The 18,569-nt window shown below is 58.9% G+C and carries 18 protein-coding genes; 6 read left to right on the top strand and 12 right to left on the bottom strand.

All coding sequences use genetic code 11. The features are described 5' to 3' along the window. Positions 1-49 precede the first annotated feature (49 nt). The 4 genes from ACW14G_RS05380 to sppA form a co-directional block, all read right to left on the bottom strand. Entirely contained in the window at positions 50-1,303 is a 1,254-nt protein-coding gene (locus tag ACW14G_RS05380; protein ID WP_167576139.1) for a glycoside hydrolase family 18 protein, read from the bottom strand. A 160-nt stretch (positions 1,304-1,463) separates the two neighbouring features. Then, positions 1,464-2,105 (bottom strand): bifunctional nicotinamidase/pyrazinamidase, encoded by a 642-nt coding sequence (gene pncA, locus ACW14G_RS05375; RefSeq protein ID WP_249021974.1) that lies wholly within the window; start codon positions 2,103-2,105, stop codon positions 1,464-1,466. Between the two features lie 10 nt (positions 2,106-2,115). Then, positions 2,116-3,132, bottom strand: coding sequence for an asparaginase (ansA, locus tag ACW14G_RS05370; protein ID WP_163445704.1), 1,017 nt, complete (start codon positions 3,130-3,132; stop codon positions 2,116-2,118). A 56-nt stretch (positions 3,133-3,188) separates the two neighbouring features. After that, positions 3,189-5,039 (bottom strand): signal peptide peptidase SppA, encoded by a 1,851-nt coding sequence (sppA, locus tag ACW14G_RS05365; RefSeq protein WP_167576137.1) that lies wholly within the window; start codon positions 5,037-5,039, stop codon positions 3,189-3,191. Positions 5,040-5,201: 162 nt separating this feature from the next. Between sppA and ACW14G_RS05360 the strand changes: the two genes are divergently transcribed. From ACW14G_RS05360 to ACW14G_RS05350, 3 genes are all read left to right on the top strand, one after another. Next, on the top strand, positions 5,202-5,753 hold the full coding sequence (locus ACW14G_RS05360; RefSeq protein WP_223802447.1) for an NAD(P)H nitroreductase: 552 nt from the start codon (positions 5,202-5,204) through the stop codon (positions 5,751-5,753). Positions 5,754-5,882: 129 nt separating this feature from the next. After that, positions 5,883-6,926, top strand: a complete 1,044-nt coding sequence (selD, locus tag ACW14G_RS05355; RefSeq protein ID WP_163445699.1) for a selenide, water dikinase SelD — start codon at positions 5,883-5,885, stop codon at positions 6,924-6,926. Positions 6,927-6,930: 4 nt separating this feature from the next. Further along, positions 6,931-8,868 (top strand): DNA topoisomerase III, encoded by a 1,938-nt coding sequence (locus ACW14G_RS05350; RefSeq protein WP_163445697.1) that lies wholly within the window; start codon positions 6,931-6,933, stop codon positions 8,866-8,868. Positions 8,869-9,010: 142 nt separating this feature from the next. Here the strand turns inward: ACW14G_RS05350 and gdhA are convergent, their stop codons facing one another. Beyond that, a complete protein-coding gene (gdhA, locus tag ACW14G_RS05345; RefSeq protein ID WP_064546221.1) occupies positions 9,011-10,354 on the bottom strand; it encodes an NADP-specific glutamate dehydrogenase in 1,344 nt (447 codons plus the stop codon). A 235-nt stretch (positions 10,355-10,589) separates the two neighbouring features. Here gdhA and ACW14G_RS05340 point away from each other — a divergent pair, with 235 nt between their 5' ends. Beyond that, positions 10,590-10,859 carry a DUF1496 domain-containing protein gene (locus tag ACW14G_RS05340; protein WP_163445695.1) on the top strand — a complete coding sequence of 90 codons (270 nt, stop codon included), beginning with the start codon at positions 10,590-10,592 and terminating at the stop codon, positions 10,857-10,859. On the opposite strand, the gene ACW14G_RS05335 is transcribed toward ACW14G_RS05340, so the two are convergent. Continuing rightward, positions 10,819-11,235 carry a pyrimidine (deoxy)nucleoside triphosphate diphosphatase gene (locus ACW14G_RS05335; RefSeq protein WP_283164033.1) on the bottom strand — a complete coding sequence of 139 codons (417 nt, stop codon included), beginning with the start codon at positions 11,233-11,235 and terminating at the stop codon, positions 10,819-10,821. The genes ACW14G_RS05340 and ACW14G_RS05335 overlap by 41 nt on opposite strands. Before the next feature lie 78 nt (positions 11,236-11,313). Here ACW14G_RS05335 and ACW14G_RS05330 point away from each other — a divergent pair, with 78 nt between their 5' ends. Together ACW14G_RS05330 and ACW14G_RS05325 are read left to right on the top strand one after the other, a co-directional pair. Then, positions 11,314-11,880 carry a carboxymuconolactone decarboxylase family protein gene (locus ACW14G_RS05330; protein WP_249021973.1) on the top strand — a complete coding sequence of 189 codons (567 nt, stop codon included), beginning with the start codon at positions 11,314-11,316 and terminating at the stop codon, positions 11,878-11,880. Further along, positions 11,873-12,505, top strand: coding sequence for a CDP-alcohol phosphatidyltransferase family protein (locus ACW14G_RS05325; protein ID WP_249021972.1), 633 nt, complete (start codon positions 11,873-11,875; stop codon positions 12,503-12,505). The genes ACW14G_RS05330 and ACW14G_RS05325 overlap by 8 nt, the downstream gene beginning before the upstream one ends. Here the strand turns inward: ACW14G_RS05325 and ACW14G_RS05320 are convergent. The 6 genes from ACW14G_RS05320 to ACW14G_RS05295 all read right to left on the bottom strand — a co-directional run bounded on the left by ACW14G_RS05320 (position 12,502) and on the right by ACW14G_RS05295 (position 18,566). Next, complete coding sequence (locus tag ACW14G_RS05320) at positions 12,502-13,806, bottom strand: rhodanese-like domain-containing protein (protein WP_249021971.1); 1,305 nt, start codon at positions 13,804-13,806, stop codon at positions 12,502-12,504. The genes ACW14G_RS05325 and ACW14G_RS05320 overlap by 4 nt on opposite strands. Positions 13,807-13,890: 84 nt before the next feature. After that, the gene (locus ACW14G_RS05315; protein WP_249021970.1) at positions 13,891-14,523 is read right to left on the bottom strand and encodes an ATP-binding cassette domain-containing protein; all 633 of its coding nucleotides are present in this window, start codon (positions 14,521-14,523) and stop codon (positions 13,891-13,893) included. After that, positions 14,523-16,058, bottom strand: coding sequence for an ABC transporter permease subunit (locus ACW14G_RS05310; RefSeq protein ID WP_249021969.1), 1,536 nt, complete (start codon positions 16,056-16,058; stop codon positions 14,523-14,525). The genes ACW14G_RS05315 and ACW14G_RS05310 overlap by 1 nt, the downstream gene beginning before the upstream one ends. Then, entirely contained in the window at positions 16,031-17,221 is a 1,191-nt protein-coding gene (locus ACW14G_RS05305; RefSeq protein WP_419058797.1) for an ABC transporter substrate-binding protein, read from the bottom strand. The genes ACW14G_RS05310 and ACW14G_RS05305 overlap by 28 nt, the downstream gene beginning before the upstream one ends. Continuing rightward, positions 17,221-17,913: a TVP38/TMEM64 family protein gene (locus ACW14G_RS05300; protein ID WP_163445685.1), complete on the bottom strand. Its 693-nt coding sequence runs from the start codon at positions 17,911-17,913 to the stop codon at positions 17,221-17,223. Before ACW14G_RS05300 ends, ACW14G_RS05305 begins: the two co-directional genes overlap by 1 nt. Continuing rightward, positions 17,910-18,566: a TVP38/TMEM64 family protein gene (locus ACW14G_RS05295; RefSeq protein WP_249021968.1), complete on the bottom strand. Its 657-nt coding sequence runs from the start codon at positions 18,564-18,566 to the stop codon at positions 17,910-17,912. Before ACW14G_RS05295 ends, ACW14G_RS05300 begins: the two co-directional genes overlap by 4 nt. Between the last annotated feature and the right edge of the window lie 3 nt (positions 18,567-18,569).

The raw sequence follows: 18,569 nt of genomic DNA, 5'->3' as shown, positions 1-18,569 counted from the left end.
AATTAACGATAACCCGGCCAGGTCGCCGGGTTATCGTCTCGGGTTGACCTTAGTGTTTAATCCCCAGTGACTCCGCCAGCTGCTTCGCCAACTGGTTATTGTCGTCCGCGCCGTACTCCCAGAACATCGCGCCCGCTAGCCCTTTGCTCTTGATATAGTCCGCTTTAATGCTGACCGAACGCGGATTCTCGTAGGAGAGCGCGAACAGCGGTTTGCCCTCCGCCGATTGCACCGACAGCCACGGAACCTTCGCCTGGTCATCCCAGTGCTCGGTAAAGCGCTTCTGCGGGTCGTTCAGCAGCTTGCTGACAATGTCGTTGTATTTCACGTAGGTGTCTTTGCTGAGGTCGACGCCGAGTGATTTAAACAGCGCCACTTCCTGTGCGCCGAAGTAAGGCTGAGTCACCGGATTTTTCTGCGCGTCCGGCTTGCTCCAGTCGATACCCGGTTCCACGCTGCGTTTTGGCACGCGGCCATAGAAGCCAATCCCCAGGTTCATCTGGCTGGGTTTTAAACCGGCGGCGAGATAGTTATTGACCACGAAGTCAGCGCTGTATTTATCGGCCTGCGCCACCGTTGGCCACTGCGTTGAGTCGTACAGGTTCGAGTTAAAGTACTGGGTGCCGTACGCCATGTCGTAGGTCATCAGGTTGATGTAATCCAGCAATGGCGCGATGGCTTTAACGTCAACCCAGCTTTTCGGACTTTCGGCGTTAGCGCCGACGGCAATGGTCACCAGCTTTTTATTGCCAAACGCCGCGCGCAGCTCTTTGAGCAGGGTGGTGAAGTTATCGCGGTCCGCCGGCTGGCTTGCCACCAGACCCCACGCGCCGTTGACCGGATATTCCCAGTCGAGATCGATGCCATCGAGGCCGTATTTTTCGACCACTTCCTGCGCCGAGCGGATGAACACAGCCCGTGCTTCCGGCGTGGCGGCCGCGCCGGAGAAGCCGCGCGCGCCCCAGCCGCCGACCGACAGCAGCACTTTCAGATTCGGGTTCTGCTTACGCAGTGTCGGTATTTTGGCTAAATCGGACTGTACCTTCGGCGATAACCAGATTTGATGCAGCTTCGCGGGGTCCTTTAACGCATCGTTGGTTTCGTCTTTCTCGTCGTTGTAGATAAGGCCAAACGAATAATTGAGGTGGGTAATTTGTCGGACGTCCAGCTTATCGATATCACCGCCCGGCCCGGCGGTAACGTCTCCGCCGCCGTTGAAGTAGCCAACGGACATCAGGGAATTCGCGGAAACAACTGAGGCGCAGAGCAGGGGTAATGCTGCCAGCAAAGGCAAAAGTTTCATACACGGTCCTCTTTGACATTAAAAAAGCAAACACGCCACGGAAATGGCGTGGCGAAAAAACAACCGATTAAACATAGCATTGCCGTTGAGGCAAATCTGAGAGGTGGTTCACGAGGGGGAGGGAATTGTAGGCCGGATGGCGCTCATCCGGCCTACGGGGCTAGCGCTGAATTTCCAGCCAGTCATCCAGCGTATACAGCGTCGCGCCCTCTGCCGCCATTTCCATAAAGGCGTGAGCGCTATCCTGCGGCTGAATGTTGACGCCGCGACAGCCGTCGGTAATCACGTTGACCGCATAGCCAAGCTGGAGAGCGTCCAGTACGGTGAACTTCACGCAGTAGTCGGTAGCCAGCCCGAGAACGGTCAGTTCGTCAATCGCCTGTTCGCGCAGCCAGACGTCCAGCCCGGTCTTCTGCCGATGACCGTTGTCGAAAAAGGCGCTGTAGCTGTCGATGTTGACGCTCTCGCCCTTGTGGAACACCGCGTCGATCGCGTTGTGCGCCAGCAGCGGATGAAACGCCGCGCCCTCGCTGTTTTGCACACAGTGATCCGGCCAGAAGGTCTGCGCCAGGCCGTCGAGCGTTCCCTGGCTGTAAGGCTCCACACCGTGCTGGCTGGCAAAGCTGCCATGGTTAGCGGGATGCCAGTCCTGGCTGGCGACCACCGGTTCACCGCGGGTTTTTGCTTCAGCGATCAGCACATTGGCGACATCAATCGTGCTGTCCCCATCGGCCACGGCAAGGGCGCCGCCCGCACAAAAATCGTTCTGTAAGTCGACTAATAACAGCGCGCGTTTGCTCATCACTCTCTCCTTAATCGTCTGGCGTCAGTTCGCCGCGCAGGTTCTGCTGCATCGCCGCGCGAATGGCGTCGGCGTCCAGCCCCTGACTCAACAGATAATGTAACTTGGTCAGCGTCGCTTCCACCGTCATATCGGCACCGCCGATGACGCCCGCCTGCGCCAGCGCGTTGCCGGTGGCGTAGCCGCCCATATTCACCTTGCCGGACATACATTGGGTGAGGTTAACCACCACAATACCGCGGTTGCTGGCTTCTGCCAGCTCTTTCAGGAATACAGCGTTTTGCGGGGCGTTACCCACGCCGTAAGAACGCAGGATAAGCGCTTTGACCGGCTGAAGCAGGAAGTTGCGTACCACATCGGCGGAGATGCCCGGATAAATCGTCACCACGCCAATCGGCTGCGGGGTAATCGGATGTACGATCAGCGCACCGTCGCCGTGGGGGGCGGGCGGGGTACCCAGTTTACGAATATGGATACCCGCTTCCAGCAGTGGGGTGAGGTTTGGCGAAGCAAACGCGTCAAAGCCATCCGCATGGGCTTTGGTCGTCCGGTTACCGCGATACAGACGGTTGTTGAAGAACAGCGTCACTTCGTTAATCGGGTAGTTAGCGGCGACGTACAGCGAATTCAGCAGGTTAATCTGCCCGTCGGAGCGCAGCTCCGCCAGCGGGATCTGCGAGCCGGTCACGATAACCGGCTTGCCGAGGTTTTCCAGCATAAACGACAGCGCTGAGGCGGTGAACGCCATGGTGTCGGTGCCGTGCAGGATCACAAAACCATCGTACTCGTCGTAGTGCGCTTTAATATCGTCGGCGATGTGCTGCCAGTCTTCCGGCGTCATGTCGGAAGAGTCCATCAGCGGGTCGTATTCGTGGATAGTAAAGTCCGGCATCTCGGGGCGATGGAACTCAGGCATCAGCGCCAGCTGGCGCTGCAAATGCCCGGAGACCGGGATATAGCCGTGGTCAGAGCGCTGCATCCCGATGGTCCCGCCGGTATAGGCGACGTAAATGGATTTTTTTGGCATGGTTCGTCTATCGATTGAGCAAAAGAAAATCCCCTCCGGCAAGGAGGGGATTGCGATTAGCGAATATTGGCGCAGGTCAGGCAAATTGCATAGCGATTTTGTGGATCGTTGAACACCGCCAGCTTATCGCTTTCGGCCTTCACTGCGTTGGCGGCGTTCGCCAGCGGAGCCGGGAGATACGCCTGCAGCGCCTGCGGCAGAGAGGCGCGTACCGAGCCGGAGAGGTTGTCCATCACCATATCGAAGAACGTCGGTTCGCTCTGATAGTAGTCGATGTGCCACGTCTTCACTTTCGCCAGCTCGGCGGCTTTCGCTACCGCATCGTCAAAGTCGCCAAGGCTATCCACCAGGCCATTGGCTTTGGCGTCCTCGCCGGTCCAGACATGGCCCTGAGCGATTTTATCAATCGCTTCCGGCGTGCTCTTACGCGACTGCGCCACAAGGGTAATAAAACGTTTGTAGCCGTTTTCGATGCTGAGTTGCATCATCTGCTGCACTTCCGGCGTCAACGCTTTGGTCATCGCCATATCCGCCAGCGGCGAGGTGGCGACGCCGTCGGTGTGCACGCCGATTGAATCCAGCGTGTTCTCCACGGTGTTGATGACGCCAAAGATACCGATCGAGCCGGTCAGCGTACTCGGGCTGGCTACGATGTAGTCAGCAGGGGTAGAAATCCAGTAGCCGCCGGAGGCCGCCATGCCACCCATGGAGACCACCACCGGTTTGCCCGCCGCTTTCGCCGCCGCCAGCTCTTCACGAATGACCTCAGAAGCGCTTACGCTGCCGCCAGGGCTGTTCACGCGCAGCACGATGGCTTTCACCTTCGGATCCAGACGCGCGTCGCGAATCTGCGCTGCGGTGGTGTCGCCGCCGACGTTACCCGGGGTTTCTTCACCGTCCATGATGGCGCCGTTGGCAAACACCACCGCGATACTTGAACCGGTATCCGCCGGGGTTTTCACCGCATAGTCATACATGCTGATGGCGCTGTAGTTATTGTCGGCCTTGCTCCAGCCGAACGCTTTGGTCATCGCTTTTTCGATATCCGCGCTGGAACCTAAGTTATCAACCAGCTTGTTATCCAGCGCATACTGCGCCGTGTCACCATCGACTTTGCGCAGACCATCCAGCACACCTTGTGCGCCCGGGAAGATCTGCTGCGCCGTCACCTGGCGGTTTGCCGCGACGGTGTTGAGATAGTTCTGCCACAGTTCGCCAATCCAGCGGCTGTCCGCTTCGCGCGCAGCAGGGGACATATCGTCGCGAATAAACGGTTCGACGGCTGACTTATAGGTGCCGACGCGGAACACGTGGGTTGAAACCTTCAGCTTGTCGAGCAGGGTTTTGTAGTACAGCCCGTTGGTGGCAAAACCGTGCAGATCGACCACGCCCTGTGGCGACAGCCAGATTTTATTGGCGAAGCTGGCCAGGTAGTATTGCGCCTGGCTATAGCTATCGCCCACCGCGTAGACCGGCTTACCGCTGTCGCGGAATTCGCGCAGCGCTTTGCCGATATATTGCATTGAAGGCTGATCGCCGCCGGCAAAGTTTTTCAGATCCAACACAATGCCGGTGATATTGCGGTCATCTTTCGCCTGGCGAATGGTTTGCACAATATCAAACAGGGAGTTTTCCTGCAGACGGTCAGAGCTGGCGCCAAAGAACTGGCGGCCAATCACGCTAAGCTTGCTGCTCGGTGACGGCTTGTCGACCACCACGCCGCTGATGTCCATCAGCAGCGCGCCGCGGGTACTGTGTTCCGTGGTGCTGCTAAGCTGCATCCAGATGCCGACGCCGACCAGCACCAGCAAAATAAAGAACAGATTCAGCACCAGCTCACGGACGAAATTGAGTAATCGCCACGTCCATTTAAAGAATCCGGCAATGAAGCGCCATACAGTTCGCATGTATTCTCCCTGCAAAAACGAAAAAAGGTTTACCGAAACGGTAAAACGTGTGGCTATCCTAAATAGACCGTCGCCGCTTGTCAGCAGGAATCGCCTTCTGCGCTGTAACAAAATCCTTGCGCATGTTAATTTTATGAAAAATAACGTGAGAGGAGTGATTCAATGGACGCACTGGAACTATTGGTGAATCGCCGCAGCGCTTCCCGCCTGACGGAACCGGCCCCGGCGGGGGACGCGCTACAAAATATTCTCCGCGCCGCGCTGCGTGCGCCGGACCATGGCACGCTGCAACCGTGGCAGTTTGTGATTGTGGAAGGCGAAGGCCGCGAACGTTTCAGCCAGCTGCTGGAACAGGGAGCGATAGCCGCAAACGGTGACGAGAAGGCCATCGAGAAAGCGCGTAACGCGCCGTTCCGCGCGCCGATGATTATTGTGGCGATCGCCAAATGTCAGGATCACCCGAAGGTGCCGAAGTGGGAGCAGGAGATGTCGGCGGGCTGTGCGGTGATGGCGATGCAAATGGCGGCGGTCGCGCAGGGCTTTAACGGTATCTGGCGCAGCGGCGCGCTGACCGATAGCCCGGTAGTGCGCGCGGGCTTTAACTGCGGCGAACAGGATAAGATCGTCGGCTTCCTCTATCTGGGCACTCCGCAACTGAAGGCTTCGACCACCATTACGCCACCGGATACGGCTCCATTCGTCCGTTATCTCTGAAAAATCACCACGATTGTCTGGATTTCAGGCAAATGCCCGCGAATTCAGACAGTCGTACTTATCACCGCTGTGTTCTGGCGTTAACATAGACCTTCTATGCAAATGCCAAAGCAATGACAGGAGTTGTCCATGAGCGAGCAGGCCATTCGTTTAACGCAGTACAGCCACGGAGCGGGTTGCGGTTGTAAAATTTCGCCCAAAGTGCTGGAGACCATCCTGCACAGCGAGCAAACGAAGTTTATCGACCCCAACCTGCTTGTTGGCAATGAAACTCGCGACGATGCTGCCGTTTACGACCTGGGTAACGGTACCTCGGTCATCAGCACCACCGATTTCTTTATGCCGATTGTCGACAATCCGTTCGACTTTGGTCGTATTGCGGCAACCAATGCCATCAGCGACATTTTCGCCATGGGCGGTAAGCCGATTATGGCGATAGCCATCCTTGGCTGGCCGATCAACAAACTGGCGCCGGAAATCGCGCGCGAAGTGACCGAGGGCGGGCGCTTTGCCTGCAAACAGGCCGGGATCGCGCTGGCGGGCGGCCACTCTATCGACGCGCCGGAGCCGATTTTCGGCCTGGCGGTCACCGGGATTGTGCCTACCGAGCGGGTGAAGAAAAACAGCACCGCGCAGGCGGGCTGTAAGCTGTTCCTGACCAAGCCGCTGGGCATTGGCGTGCTGACCACCGCCGAGAAAAAATCGCTGCTCAAGCCTGAACATCAGGGACTGGCGACGGAAGTGATGTGCCAGATGAACCTTGTGGGCTCGGCGTTTGCCAATATCGACGGCGTGAAGGCGATGACCGACGTCACCGGCTTTGGCCTGCTGGGCCACCTGAGCGAAATGTGCCAGGGCGCTGGCGTACAGGCGCAGATTGATTTTGCCGCCGTGCCGAAGCTGCCGGGCGTGGAAGAGTATATTGCTCAGGGCGCCGTGCCGGGCGGCACCGAACGCAACTTTGCCAGCTACGGCCATCTGATGGGCGCGATGAGCGAAGCTCAGCGTGCGCTGCTGTGCGACCCGCAAACCTCCGGCGGCCTGCTGCTGGCGGTGACGCCTGACGCCGAAGCCGCCGTACAGGAGGCTGCCGCCGAGTTTGGTATCACGCTAACCGCTATCGGTGAACTGGTCACCGCGCGCGGTGGCCGTCCGATGGTCGAGCTGCGCTGACCCCATGCGGTTGTTCATTGCGGAAAAACCGAGTCTGGCCCGCGCCATTGCGGATGTACTGCCGAAGCCCCACCGCAAGGGCGACGGCTTTATCGAATGTGGCAACGGCCAGGTGGTGACCTGGTGTATTGGTCACCTGCTGGAGCAGGCGCAGCCGGACGTCTATGACAGCCGCTATGCGCGCTGGAATCTCCAGGATCTGCCGATCGTGCCGGAAAAATGGCAGCTCCAGCCACGCCCATCGGTCACCAAACAGCTGAACGTCATTAAGCGTTTTCTTCATGAAGCCAGCGAAGTTATTCACGCCGGAGACCCCGATCGCGAAGGACAGCTGCTGGTGGATGAAGTGCTGGACTACCTGCAACTGTCAGCGGAAAAACGCCAGCAGGTGCAGCGCTGTTTGATAAACGACCTCAACCCGCAGGCGGTGGAGCGAGCGATTACCCGTCTGCGTGCCAACAGCGAATTTATTCCGCTGTGCGTCTCGGCGCTGGCACGTGCACGCGCTGACTGGTTGTACGGGATCAATATGACCCGTGCCTATACCATTCTGGGGCGCAACGCCGGCTATCAGGGCGTGCTTTCCGTGGGGCGCGTGCAGACCCCGGTTTTGGGGCTGGTGGTGCGCCGCGATGAAGAGATTGAAAACTTCGTCTCAAAAGACTTCTTTGAGGTGAAGGCCCACATCGTCACGCCGAAAGACGAGCGCTTCACCGCCGTCTGGCAGCCAAGCGAAGCCTGTGAACCGCATCAGGATGAAGAGGGTCGCCTGCTCAACCGCGCGCTTGCGGAACACGTGGTGAAACGCATTACCGGGCAGCCCGCGCTGGTCACGGCCTATAACGACAAGCGTGACTCGGAACCCGCGCCGCTGCCGTTTTCGCTGTCGGCTTTACAGATTGAGGCGGCGAAACGTTTTGGCCTTAGCGCGCAGAACGTGCTGGATATCTGTCAGAAATTGTACGAAACCCACAAGGTGATCACCTATCCGCGTTCCGACAGCCGCTATCTGCCGGAAGAACATTTCGCGGGCCGTCACGCGGTGATCAATGCTATTGGCGTTCACGCTCCGGACCTGTTGCCGCAGCCGGTGGTCAACACCGACACCCGTAACCGCTGCTGGGACGACAAAAAGGTCGATGCCCACCACGCGATTATCCCAACCGCGCGCGCCAGCCACGTTAATCTCAACGACAACGAAGCAAAGGTCTATAACCTGATTGCGCGTCAGTATCTGATGCAGTTCTGCCCGGATGCGGTCTACCGCAAATGTCAGATCGATCTGGATATCGCTAACGGTAAGTTTGTCGCCAAAGCGCGTTTCCTGGCGGAAGCGGGTTGGCGTACGCTGCTGGGGGCGAAAGAGCGTGACGAAGAGAACGACGGCACGCCGCTGCCGGTGGTGGCAAAAGCGGACGAACTGCTGTGCGAGAACGGCGAAGTCGTTGAGCGACAAACCCAGCCGCCGCGCCACTTTACCGACGCCACGCTGCTGTCGGCGATGACCGGTATCGCCCGCTTTGTGCAGGATAAAGATCTGAAAAAAATCCTCCGCGCCACCGACGGCTTAGGCACCGAAGCGACGCGCGCCGGTATTATCGAGCTGCTGTTTAAGCGCGGTTTCCTGACCAAAAAAGGACGCTATATTCACTCTACCGACGCAGGTAAAGCGCTGTTCCACTCTTTGCCGGAGATGGCGACGCGTCCGGATATGACCGCGCACTGGGAGTCCACGTTGACGCAAATCAGCGAAAAGCAGTGCCGTTATCAGGACTTTATGCAGCCGTTAGTGGGAACTTTATTCCAGCTGATTGACCAGGCTAAGAGCACGCCGGTGCGGCAGTTCCGCGGACTGGCAGCGCCGGGTGGGGCGAAGAAGTCATTCAGTAAAGGAAAGGGGAAGAGTAAGAAGGCCGCGGCAAGCCCTGAGCCAGACGTATAGTCGGGGATGTCTATTTGTAGGCCGGATAAGGCGTTGACGCCGCCATCCGGCAATATACTCAGGCTGCCTGATGGCGCTGGCTTATCAGGCCTACGGTTCAAAACGATAGCCCGGCATCGCTTTCGCGTCCGGGCTATTTGTTTTAAATTACGCCCTGCGCCAGCATCGCGTCGGCTACTTTCACAAAGCCCGCAATGTTCGCGCCGCGAACGTAGTTGGTTTGCTTCGCTTCACCGCCGTGCTCAACGCAGGCATGGTGAATATCCAGCATGATGTGGTGCAGACGTGCGTCCACTTTCTCCGCTTTCCAGCTCATACGTGCAGCGTTCTGCGCCATTTCCAGACCAGAAGTGGCCACGCCGCCGGCGTTCGCCGCTTTACCCGGCGCGAACAGGACACCCGCTTCGAGGAACAGATCGGTTGCTTCAATCGTGGTCGGCATGTTAGCGCCTTCCGCTACGGCCTTCACGCCGTTGGCGATCAGTACGCGCGCCGCGTCGGCATCGAGCTCGTTCTGCGTGGCGCACGGCAGGGCGATATCCACCGCCACGCTCCACGGCTGCTGGCCTTCCAGATACACCAGACCGAATTCGCGCGCGTAGTCAGCGACGCGACCGTCGCGGCTGGCCTTAATTTCGCACAGGCGCGCCAGCTTCTCTTTGGTGAAACCAGACTCATCAACTACGGTACCGCTGGAGTCGGAGGCGGTGATCACGCGCGCGCCCAGCTCCATCGCTTTTTCAATCGCATACTGCGCCACGTTGCCGGAACCTGACACCGCCACGCGCATACCTTCGAAGCCCAGACCGTGACGTTTGAGCATCGCTTCGGTGAAGTACACCAGGCCATAGCCGGTGGCTTCCGGGCGAATCAGGCTGCCGCCGAAGGAGAGCCCTTTACCGGTGAAGACGCAGGAGGTGTCGTTAGACAGTTTTTTCATCATCCCGGCCATAAAGCCGACTTCACGACCACCCACGCCGATATCGCCCGCCGGGACGTCGGTATCAGAGCCCAGATGACGATAGAGTTCGGTCATCAGCGCCTGGCAGAAACGCATCACTTCGCCTTCACTTTTGCCTTTCGGATCGAAGTCAGAGCCGCCCTTACCACCGCCCATTGGCAGAGTCGTCAGGGCGTTTTTGAAGGTCTGCTCAAAGCCGAGGAATTTCAGGATAGACAGGTTTACGGACGGGTGGAAACGCATCCCGCCTTTGAACGGCCCGATGGCCGAACTGAACTGTACGCGCCAGGCGCGGTTAACTTGTACCTGATTACGGTCGTCCACCCACACCACGCGGAACTGAATCACTCGCTCAGGTTCAACTAATCTTTCCAGCAGGGAGAGCTGGCGATAGCGCGGGTTTTGTTCGAGAAACGGCCAGAGTGTTGTCATGACTTCGCGTACGGCCTGAGCAAACTCGGTCTGGTGTGGGTCGCGCTGTTGAACATGAGCCAGGAAGGTATCCAGGGAGCAAACCTTGTCCATAAGTATAAGTACCTCTTATGATTGTGGATGTATGTAGTTGTTATGGTTGTGTTTAATAGCGTGCGTTATTTCGACTATATCACTACCCTGCTAACGGATGACAAGGATTTTCCGGAAGCAGAATAAAATTAATACTCAATGCCGGGTCATAACCAAAAGCGATGACGTAAAAAAGTTAAGTTGCGCGCCCATTTGGTCGATAGTAATACGAGGTGCTTTTTTAAGGAGATAGACGATGAAATGCTTCTGGATTGCTGGCGCGTTAGCGCTGTTTTGTAGCGCCGCGCAGGCGCGTCCTCAGGTGGAAGTTAACGTTCCCCCTGAGGTATTCAGCAACAACAACAGCAGCCAACGCGTGCAGCAATGTACCCAGTGCTGCATTTATGAAAATCAGAACTACTCGGAAGGGGCGGTGGTGAAAGTTGAGGGTGTGTTGCTCCAGTGCCAGCGTGATGAACGCGCGATTAGCACCAACCCGCTCGTTTGGCGTCGGGTAAAGCCATAAACGCCGCTAATAATGGCACGTCGGCGGGGGCCAGATCGTAGCCTTGCGCTTCCTGAGGCGTGCACCACACCAGCGCGCTATGCTCGCGCGCGATGAGCTCGCCCTCAAAGCGCGGCACGTACCAGGCGTGCAGATGAATGATACGTCCGGAGACTTCACGACGATGGCTGGCGACATAGCAGGCGGGCCAGGCGGTGATCGCCAGCTCTTCCTGCAGCTCGCGGATCAGCGCTTCCTGCTGGCTCTCTCCGGCCTCCACTTTGCCCCCGGCAAATTCCCACAGCCCGGCCTGATCGGCATGAGGTGGACGTTGGGCGAGAAGAATTTTGCCATTTTGTTCGATAATAGCGGCAACAACATCAATGGTTTTCAGCATAACGGTCAAAGACGAGATAAAGGAGTTGCCATATTATCCTTGCTTTGCCGTTAGCTAAAGTTTTGCAGGAGTCTCCGGGTGAAAAACCGCCAACCCTGGGTGCAGCCGCTCAGCCAATTACCGCTCAGTTTAAAACCGATTGCCGCCATGCAGCGCAAGCATTATGGCGAGGTCCTCAATCCTACGCGCTGGTGGGGGCGCATGCCGCGCCTGTTCTGGCTGGTGGCGCTGTTTGTTGGCTATCTGGAGCGCAAAAAAGCGCGACTCGACCCGACGCTGCGCGCGCTGCTGATGACCCGCGTATCCCAGCAGTGCGACTGCGCGTTCTGCATTGACGCCAACAGTCTGCGCCTGGCGCAGCGCTGCGGGGCGATGGATAAAGTGCTGGCGCTGGAGGCGTGGCGTACTTCGGCGCTGTTTACCCCGGCTGAACGCGCCGCGCTGGATTACGCCGAGGCGATGACCGCCACGCCGCCGCGGATCTCTGAGGCACATAAGCATGAGTTACACTGTCACTTTAACGAGGCGCAAATTACGGAAATGACCGCGCTGGTGGCGTTCCAGAATTTATCTGCGCGCTTCAATGCCGCGCTGGAAATCCCGTCACAAGGGCTGTGTTCGATGAGAGAAAAAACCGATGCTTGATAAACACCTGCACCCACGCCTGAAACCCTGGCTTAACCGTGCCGCGCAGGCTCTGGATAAGCCCGGTGTGTCGGCGGATGGCATTACGCTGGTCGGTTTTGCTATCGGCATACTGGCGTTGCCGTTTCTGGCGCTGGGATGGTATGGCGCGGCGCTGGTCGCCATTATTGTTAATCGTCTGCTGGATGGTCTGGACGGCGCGATGGCCCGTCGTCGCGGGCTGACCGACGCGGGCGGTTTCCTCGATATCGCGCTGGATTTTCTGTTCTACGCGCTGGTGCCGTTTGGCTTTATGCTTGCCGACCCGGCGGCCAACGCGCTGGCTGGCGGCTGGCTGCTGTTCGCTTTTATGGGCACCGGTAGCAGTTTTCTTGCCTTCGCCGCGCTGGCCGCGAAACATCAGATTGATAACCCCGGCTATGCCCATAAGTCGTTGTACTATCTTGGCGGCTTAACCGAAGGGACTGAGACTATCCTGCTGTTTGTGCTGGGCTGCCTGTTTCCGGCGTGGTTTGCGTGGATGGCGTGGATCTTTGGCGCGCTGTGTTGGCTGACAACCTTCAATCGCGTGTGGGGAGGGTACATGACGCTGAAAAATCTTCAGCGTCATGAAAACGTGGATTAACGTGAACTATCCGGGCCGCGATCGCCGGTGGCAACCGGGTTTTTCGGATCGCCGCTCCACTCATACCAGCCGCCGTCGTAGACGCTGACGTTTTTCCAGCCCATTGCGCGGGCGTACATGAAGGTTTCCGAGGCGCGCCAGCCGGTACCGCAGTAGAAGGACACCTGCTGCTCTGGCGTGATATTCCAGGATTTCCACATCGCCGCGATATCATCCGCGCTGCGCATTGTGCCATCCGGGTTATGGAAGTCTTCCATATGGGTGGAGTCGCTCCCCGCGTGGCCCCAGCGTGCGCCAGCAATGTCACCTTTTGGCTTGATATAGCTATAGCCGCTGGTGGTGCCGATAAATTCCGGCCACGAACGAATACTCACCAGCGATGCGTCCTGACGATGCAGCAGACCGCGCGCCTGTTCCATATCCAGCATCAACTGCGGTTGTGCCGGGATAGTCACGCCGAAATCTGGCTCAGGCTTCACCTCTTTTGCTAAGCCGCGCTCGACCGGCAGACCGGCATCCGACCAGGTTTTCCACCCGCCATCGAGCAGACGAACGTCTTTCACACCGGCATACAGCATAATCTGCGCCACGCGCGCTGCGGCGTAAACGTCGCGCCCATAAAGGATCACGGTTGTATCATGACGAATGCCGTGTTTCGCCAGCATCGCTTTCAGCTGCGCGTCGGAGACTTTATTCCACAGCGGCTCGCTTTCCACCTCGTTGGTGTCGATATAGCCTGCATTCGGAATATGGCTGACCAGATAGAGCTTCGGCGCGCCCCAGGCGGCTTCAATCACCTTATAGTCGCCCGCCGGTTTCGCCGGAACGTCTTTCCCCTGTTGCAGGTCGTGCAGCCACTGTGGATAAACCAACTGTTCGAAGTGCGGCAGCTTTTGCAGACGCTCGGGCTGTTGCAGCGCGTCGCTCAGGGTGGAGATGTTGGTGTAGCCCGCTTCTTTCAGACGTTTCGCCACCGCGTCGTTATCTTTGCTGTCGCCGTAGAGGGCAATGTCAGTTTCTTTTTTCAGCTGGTGCTGCTGCGCCCAGGCGATCAACTGTTCATTGTTCATGGCGGAAAGCCAGCTGGCGGAGAGGTTTAGCGCCCCCGGTTCATGCCCCTGCGGGCCGTTCGCCTGCTGCGGCCAGCCGTTGTAGAACGCGCTCAGACGCGTATCGATGGCGGTGCCTTTTTGCTGGAGCAGATGGGTGAAGGTCAAGGTTTTTGCCGTTTCAGCGGCGAAGACAGAGGAGGCGAGGCCGAGTGCAAGGGCCAGCGCGGTCAGTTGAGAAACACGTTTCATCAAATCGTCCGACGAGGATAAAAGGAGCGTCATTTTGAACCTCTGGTGAAAGAAAAACCTTGCGTTAACGCAGTTTTTCCCGCGTCAACGCCAGTTTGCAAGCTGCAGACAGCGGCCGCCAGCCGGTACGTCATCCGGGTCGTGGGTGACCTGTACCACCGGAATGTGCTGCTGCCGGAGTTCGCTAAACACCCACTGGCGAAAACTGCCGCGTAGCTGTTGGTCAAGGCGGCTGAACGGTTCGTCCAGCAGCAGCGCATCAGGTTGTGCCAGCAGGGCGCGCAGCAGGGCAACGCGGGCGCGCTGGCCGCCGGAAAGCGTGGCCGGGTCGCGGGCGTAAAAGCCAGGCAGTTCGGCATGTTCCAGCGCCTGCTCAACCCGCATTTGGCGGGTATCCCGGGCAACGCTTGCCGGTAGCGCAAGACGCAAATTCTGCCCTACGCTCAGGTGGTCGAACAGCAGCGCGTCCTGAAATAAAATGCCGATACGTCGTTTTTCGGTTGGCAGCGTGTCGGTACGCTTATCGTTAAGCCACAGTTCGCCTTGTGCGCGAAACGCGCCATCCAGCGCCCCTACCATCCAGGCAAATAACGTGGATTTTCCGCAGCCGGAAGGGCCCATTAGCGTCACAATTTCGCCGGGGGGAACGACAAAGTTAACCGCACGCAGCAGCGGCTGACCGGCGAGGGTGAGCGTCAGATTTCGCACCTGTAACATTAGCGTAGACCTCGTCGAAAATGGCTGATGCGCCGTGCCAGCAGCGCGGTCAGCAAGAAAAAGATCATCGGCAGCAGCAGTTGCCACAACGCCTGGGCGGCTAATGTGTCGGTCACGCCGCCGCTGCTCAAGGCGACCGCCTCGGTCGTAAGCGTAGGGATTCGTCCGCCGCCTAGCCACTGAGTGGGCAGATACTGGGCGATGCTGACGGAAAAGCCCACCGCCAGCGCAGACAGCAAAGGACGGATAATCAGCGGGCATTTCAGTTGGCAGAATCGGCGTAGACGGCTCCATCCCAACGTTTGCGCCAGCAATGTCTGACGCGGGTCAATCTGTCTCCACGCCGGACGCAGCACGAACAGCATCCACGGCACGACCCACAGCAGATGTCCCCATAGCACGGTGGTGAACTGGCCATCCAACCAGCTGTACAGCGCTAGCTGATACTGCCCGGCGGCCAACGGCAGCGCCGGCAGTATCAGGGGAAGATCCAGCCAGGGGTGATGCCGTCTGGGGCCCCATTCCAACCAGAACAGGCAGACTGCGCCGCCGGTGAACGCCGACAGCAGCGCCAGCCACAGGCTGTTGCCGAGGGTTTCGGGAGCAGGCAAGGTGTTGTTCGCTAACCCCAGCAAAAACATAACGCACAGCAGCCCGCACAGCGGCAACACCAGGCCGATGAGTCTGCCGGGTAACATCGGGAAATGTGGCTGGCGAGTGCCGTTCAGACGCGGCGTATGTCCCCGCCAGACGTGCCAGCACAGGCTGGCCGCAGCGGCCAATGCTGTGAGGATCGCCAGCAGCAAAAGACAGGCCAGTCCCCCTTTAGCCTGAATATACGGGTCAGCGTCATTCAACCATTGCCAGGCCAGCACCGCCAGCGTCGGCGGGTTTCCGGGGCCAATGATCGTCGCCACATCTACCACCGAGAGTGTCCAGGCGGTGGTGGCCAGCAGCGCGACGCTCAGCGATGGCATCAGCGCAGGGAGGATCACGCGGGTCAGGCATTGACCGCGTCCGTAGCCAAGGCTTTTAAACACGACCACCTGCTGCGCCAGCCGTCTTTCACCGAGCAGCGCCCAGCACACCCACAGCAAAAAGCCGCTCTCTTTCACCGCCAGCACCAGGCCGAGCCCGATGCCGTAACGATCCTGTACTGGCGTCAGCGTCGGCAGCAGGCGGTACAGCGCGCCGCCCTCGGCAAACAGCAGCAGCGCGCAGGTGGCGAAAGCGACGTGCGGCAGCGCTAGCAGCCATGGCAGGCGCGATGACAGCCGCTGCCAGGCAGGTGAAGGCCAGAGGGTGGTGATAAGCAGCAGCGTCAACAGCAGCGCACCGCCGACGGCGATAAGCGTTGAAATCAACGTTGCCGCCACGGCTTGCGGCAGCTGCGGGTCGGACAGTAACGATTGCCAGTGCGTCAGCGACAGTGCGGGGGCGAGGAGGATACCCGCAGCTGGCAGCAGGGGCAGATAGATGACCAGCATCATGCCCCAGCACAGCAGTATTAATGCGTACCGTAACGGCGCAGCCATTCCTGCTCCAGCGCGTTAACCCATGCCGCATGCGGTTCAGCCAGCACCGGCGGAGTATTTTCCGGCATCAGGTCCTGCAACGTTTTTTGCTGCCCGGCGTCGAGCTTTGCCGGATCCAGCACGCTGGGGTCGCCCCACACCGCCGGGTCGGCTTTACGCAGCTGCGCCGCAGGCGACAGCAGGAAGTTTGCCACCACCTGCGCCCCGGCGCTGGCGGAGGCGTTGGCCGGGATGGTGACAAAGTGGACGTTGCCGAGCATACCGTTGCTAAAGCCGAAGCTGTAGCTATCTTTCGGCAACTGGCCTTTCGCCACCTTTTGCTTTGCGTGCATCGGGTTAAAGGTCAGCGACAGGCGCAGCGTGCCGTTGGCCAGCATGGTGTCCATCCGCGCAGGCGACGGCGGGAAATCTTTGCCGTTGCGCCACAGCATTGGGTGGAGCTGGTCCAGATAGGCCCACAGCGGCGCGGTGACGGCGGCGAACGTTTTCTCCTCCGGCGGCTGTTTCAGCGCATCGGGCTGGCCGGTGAGGTTAATCAACAGTTGCTCCAGCAGCGCGGTGCCGGTGAAATCCGGCGGGCGTGGGTAGGTGACGGTACCGGGATGCGCTTTGGCGAACTCAAGCAGTGCCTGCGCGGAGCGGGGCGGCTGCGGCGTTTGCTGCTGACGAGCGATAAAGGTCAACTGTGCGCTGCCCCACGGCGACTCGGCGCCTTCGACCGGCACGGAGAAATCTTCGCGAACGGGTTTTGTCACGTCGACATAGCGCCAGTTCGGCAGTTGCTCCGCCCAACCGGTACGCAGCAAATTGGCCTCTTTCAACGTGCGGAAGTTCTCGCCGTTGACCCATAACAGATCCACTGAACCGTTAGTTTTGCGCCCGGCCCGGGATTCGGTCTGAATGCGCTTTACCGTGTCTGCCGCGTCGGCGATGTGCACAATGCGCAGGTCAATTGCGTAATCACGTTTCACTTCGCCGCTGACCCAGTCCAGGTAGTGGTTGACCGCTTCGTCGCCGCCCCAGGCGTTAAACCACACGGTCTGACCTTTGGCTTCCTGTTCAATCTGTGGCCAGTCAGCGGCACCCGCAGTGAGTGAGCAGAGTGAAAGCAGCCCCAGCAGGCCATAACGCAGGCGACGACGGGTTTCTCCGTGATAACGCATCAGGATTTCCTCTTTTGGCGTTCGTGATAAAACGTCTTAGCGACAAAAATAACGATAGTCAGTGCAAACAGAATAAACAGCCCGGTCACCAACCAGAACGTGCCGCCGGTGAGTAAGCTACCGACCCACGAGTAGACAATCGTCGCGGGCAGTTGGCCAAGGCCGGTCGCCAACAAAAAGTGGCGAAAGCGGATCGAGGTCAAACCCGCGGCGTAGCTCACCGGATCGAACGGCACGAACGGCAGCAGGCGGCAGATAAGGATCGTGTGTTTGCCGTAGCGATCGAAAAACCCGTCGACGCTCTTGAGCACCGTTTTCCCGGTCAGTTTTTCAACCACGCCGCGCCCCATCAGGCGGGCGATATAAAAACAGAGCGCCGCCCCGACCATTGCGCTGCTCCAGGAGAGCACGCCGCCCCAGAAGGCGCCAAACAGCGAGGCGTTAGCGAAGGTGATCAAAAACGCTGGCAACGGCGCGGCAATGGCCTGGAAAATCATCAGCAGGAACGACACCACCGCGGCCTGCGAGCCATAAGAGTGAATAAAGCGCTCGATGCCTTGCTGATCCAGCGCCAGAAATGCGCCCAGGCTATTGTGGATAAAAAGGTTAACGCTCGGTATCCACCACCAGGCCAGCAGCAGGGCGATAAAAGCCGCGACGACCAGCGCGCGGGCGTACCAGATAGGTTTCATTCGCCATCCTCAACGGGCAGCGCCACGCGTTTATGGCGCGCATAGCCTTTCGCCGCCTGGACCAGCGCAAACAGTGCCAGCCCCGCGAGGCTCAGCTTGAGGATGAAGGCGAGGGTGATGCCGTCCGTCGCCAGCTCGCTGGCCATCAGGGTATAAATAAAGATCCCCGGTAGGGTGGTGAGCGCGGAGATCAGCGTATACGGCCAGAAGCGAATAGCGGTTAAGCCGTAGGCGTAGTTCTGAATATTGTACGGAAACAGCGGGATCAGGCGGGTGAGAATCAGAAAATCGATACCGGAGCGCGCGATCCCACGCTCAATAGCCTGAAAGGTGTGCGTATGCCCGACATACTTCAGCAGCAGCGCGCGTCCCAGCCAGCGCGCCAGTAAAAACGACAGCGTCGAGGCGACGGTGGCGGCAATCAGCGACAGGAGGGTGCCGAGCCACGGGCCAAACACGATACCGCCTGCCAGCACCAGCACGCTCCCTGGCAGCAGGCAGACCGTGGCGAGAATAAACAGCGCGATGTAGAGCGCATAGCCGAGCGTGCCGCTGGCCTGCACGGTATCCTGCAGACGGCGCAAATGGGTTATCAGGTCAATGAGACCGAAGCGGTGAATCAAAGAGAAAAGCAGGCTGATAACAACAGCCATGAG

The sequence above is a fragment of the Kluyvera sp. genome (assembly GCF_965301105.1).
This window is presented reverse-complemented; position numbering and strand designations above follow the sequence as displayed.

What these genes read in the sequence shown, in the direction of transcription:
- ACW14G_RS05380 (WP_167576139.1), bottom strand. Translation starts at nt 1,303, where the DNA reads ATGAAACTTTTGCCTTTGCTGGCAGCATTACCCCTGCTCTGCGCCTCA.
- pncA (WP_249021974.1), bottom strand. Translation starts at nt 2,105, where the DNA reads ATGAGCAAACGCGCGCTGTTATTAGTCGACTTACAGAACGATTTTTGT.
- ansA (WP_163445704.1), bottom strand. Translation starts at nt 3,132, where the DNA reads ATGCCAAAAAAATCCATTTACGTCGCCTATACCGGCGGGACCATCGGG.
- sppA (WP_167576137.1), bottom strand. Translation starts at nt 5,039, where the DNA reads ATGCGAACTGTATGGCGCTTCATTGCCGGATTCTTTAAATGGACGTGG.
- ACW14G_RS05360 (WP_223802447.1), top strand. Translation starts at nt 5,202, where the DNA reads ATGGACGCACTGGAACTATTGGTGAATCGCCGCAGCGCTTCCCGCCTG.
- selD (WP_163445699.1), top strand. Translation starts at nt 5,883, where the DNA reads ATGAGCGAGCAGGCCATTCGTTTAACGCAGTACAGCCACGGAGCGGGT.
- ACW14G_RS05350 (WP_163445697.1), top strand. Translation starts at nt 6,931, where the DNA reads ATGCGGTTGTTCATTGCGGAAAAACCGAGTCTGGCCCGCGCCATTGCG.
- gdhA (WP_064546221.1), bottom strand. Translation starts at nt 10,354, where the DNA reads ATGGACAAGGTTTGCTCCCTGGATACCTTCCTGGCTCATGTTCAACAG.
- ACW14G_RS05340 (WP_163445695.1), top strand. Translation starts at nt 10,590, where the DNA reads ATGAAATGCTTCTGGATTGCTGGCGCGTTAGCGCTGTTTTGTAGCGCC.
- ACW14G_RS05335 (WP_283164033.1), bottom strand. Translation starts at nt 11,235, where the DNA reads ATGCTGAAAACCATTGATGTTGTTGCCGCTATTATCGAACAAAATGGC.
- ACW14G_RS05325 (WP_249021972.1), top strand. Translation starts at nt 11,873, where the DNA reads ATGCTTGATAAACACCTGCACCCACGCCTGAAACCCTGGCTTAACCGT.
- ACW14G_RS05320 (WP_249021971.1), bottom strand. Translation starts at nt 13,806, where the DNA reads ATGAAACGTGTTTCTCAACTGACCGCGCTGGCCCTTGCACTCGGCCTC.
- ACW14G_RS05315 (WP_249021970.1), bottom strand. Translation starts at nt 14,523, where the DNA reads ATGTTACAGGTGCGAAATCTGACGCTCACCCTCGCCGGTCAGCCGCTG.
- ACW14G_RS05310 (WP_249021969.1), bottom strand. Translation starts at nt 16,058, where the DNA reads ATGGCTGCGCCGTTACGGTACGCATTAATACTGCTGTGCTGGGGCATG.
- ACW14G_RS05305 (WP_419058797.1), bottom strand. Translation starts at nt 17,221, where the DNA reads ATGCGTTATCACGGAGAAACCCGTCGTCGCCTGCGTTATGGCCTGCTG.
- ACW14G_RS05300 (WP_163445685.1), bottom strand. Translation starts at nt 17,913, where the DNA reads ATGAAACCTATCTGGTACGCCCGCGCGCTGGTCGTCGCGGCTTTTATC.
- ACW14G_RS05295 (WP_249021968.1), bottom strand. Translation starts at nt 18,566, where the DNA reads ATGGCTGTTGTTATCAGCCTGCTTTTCTCTTTGATTCACCGCTTCGGT.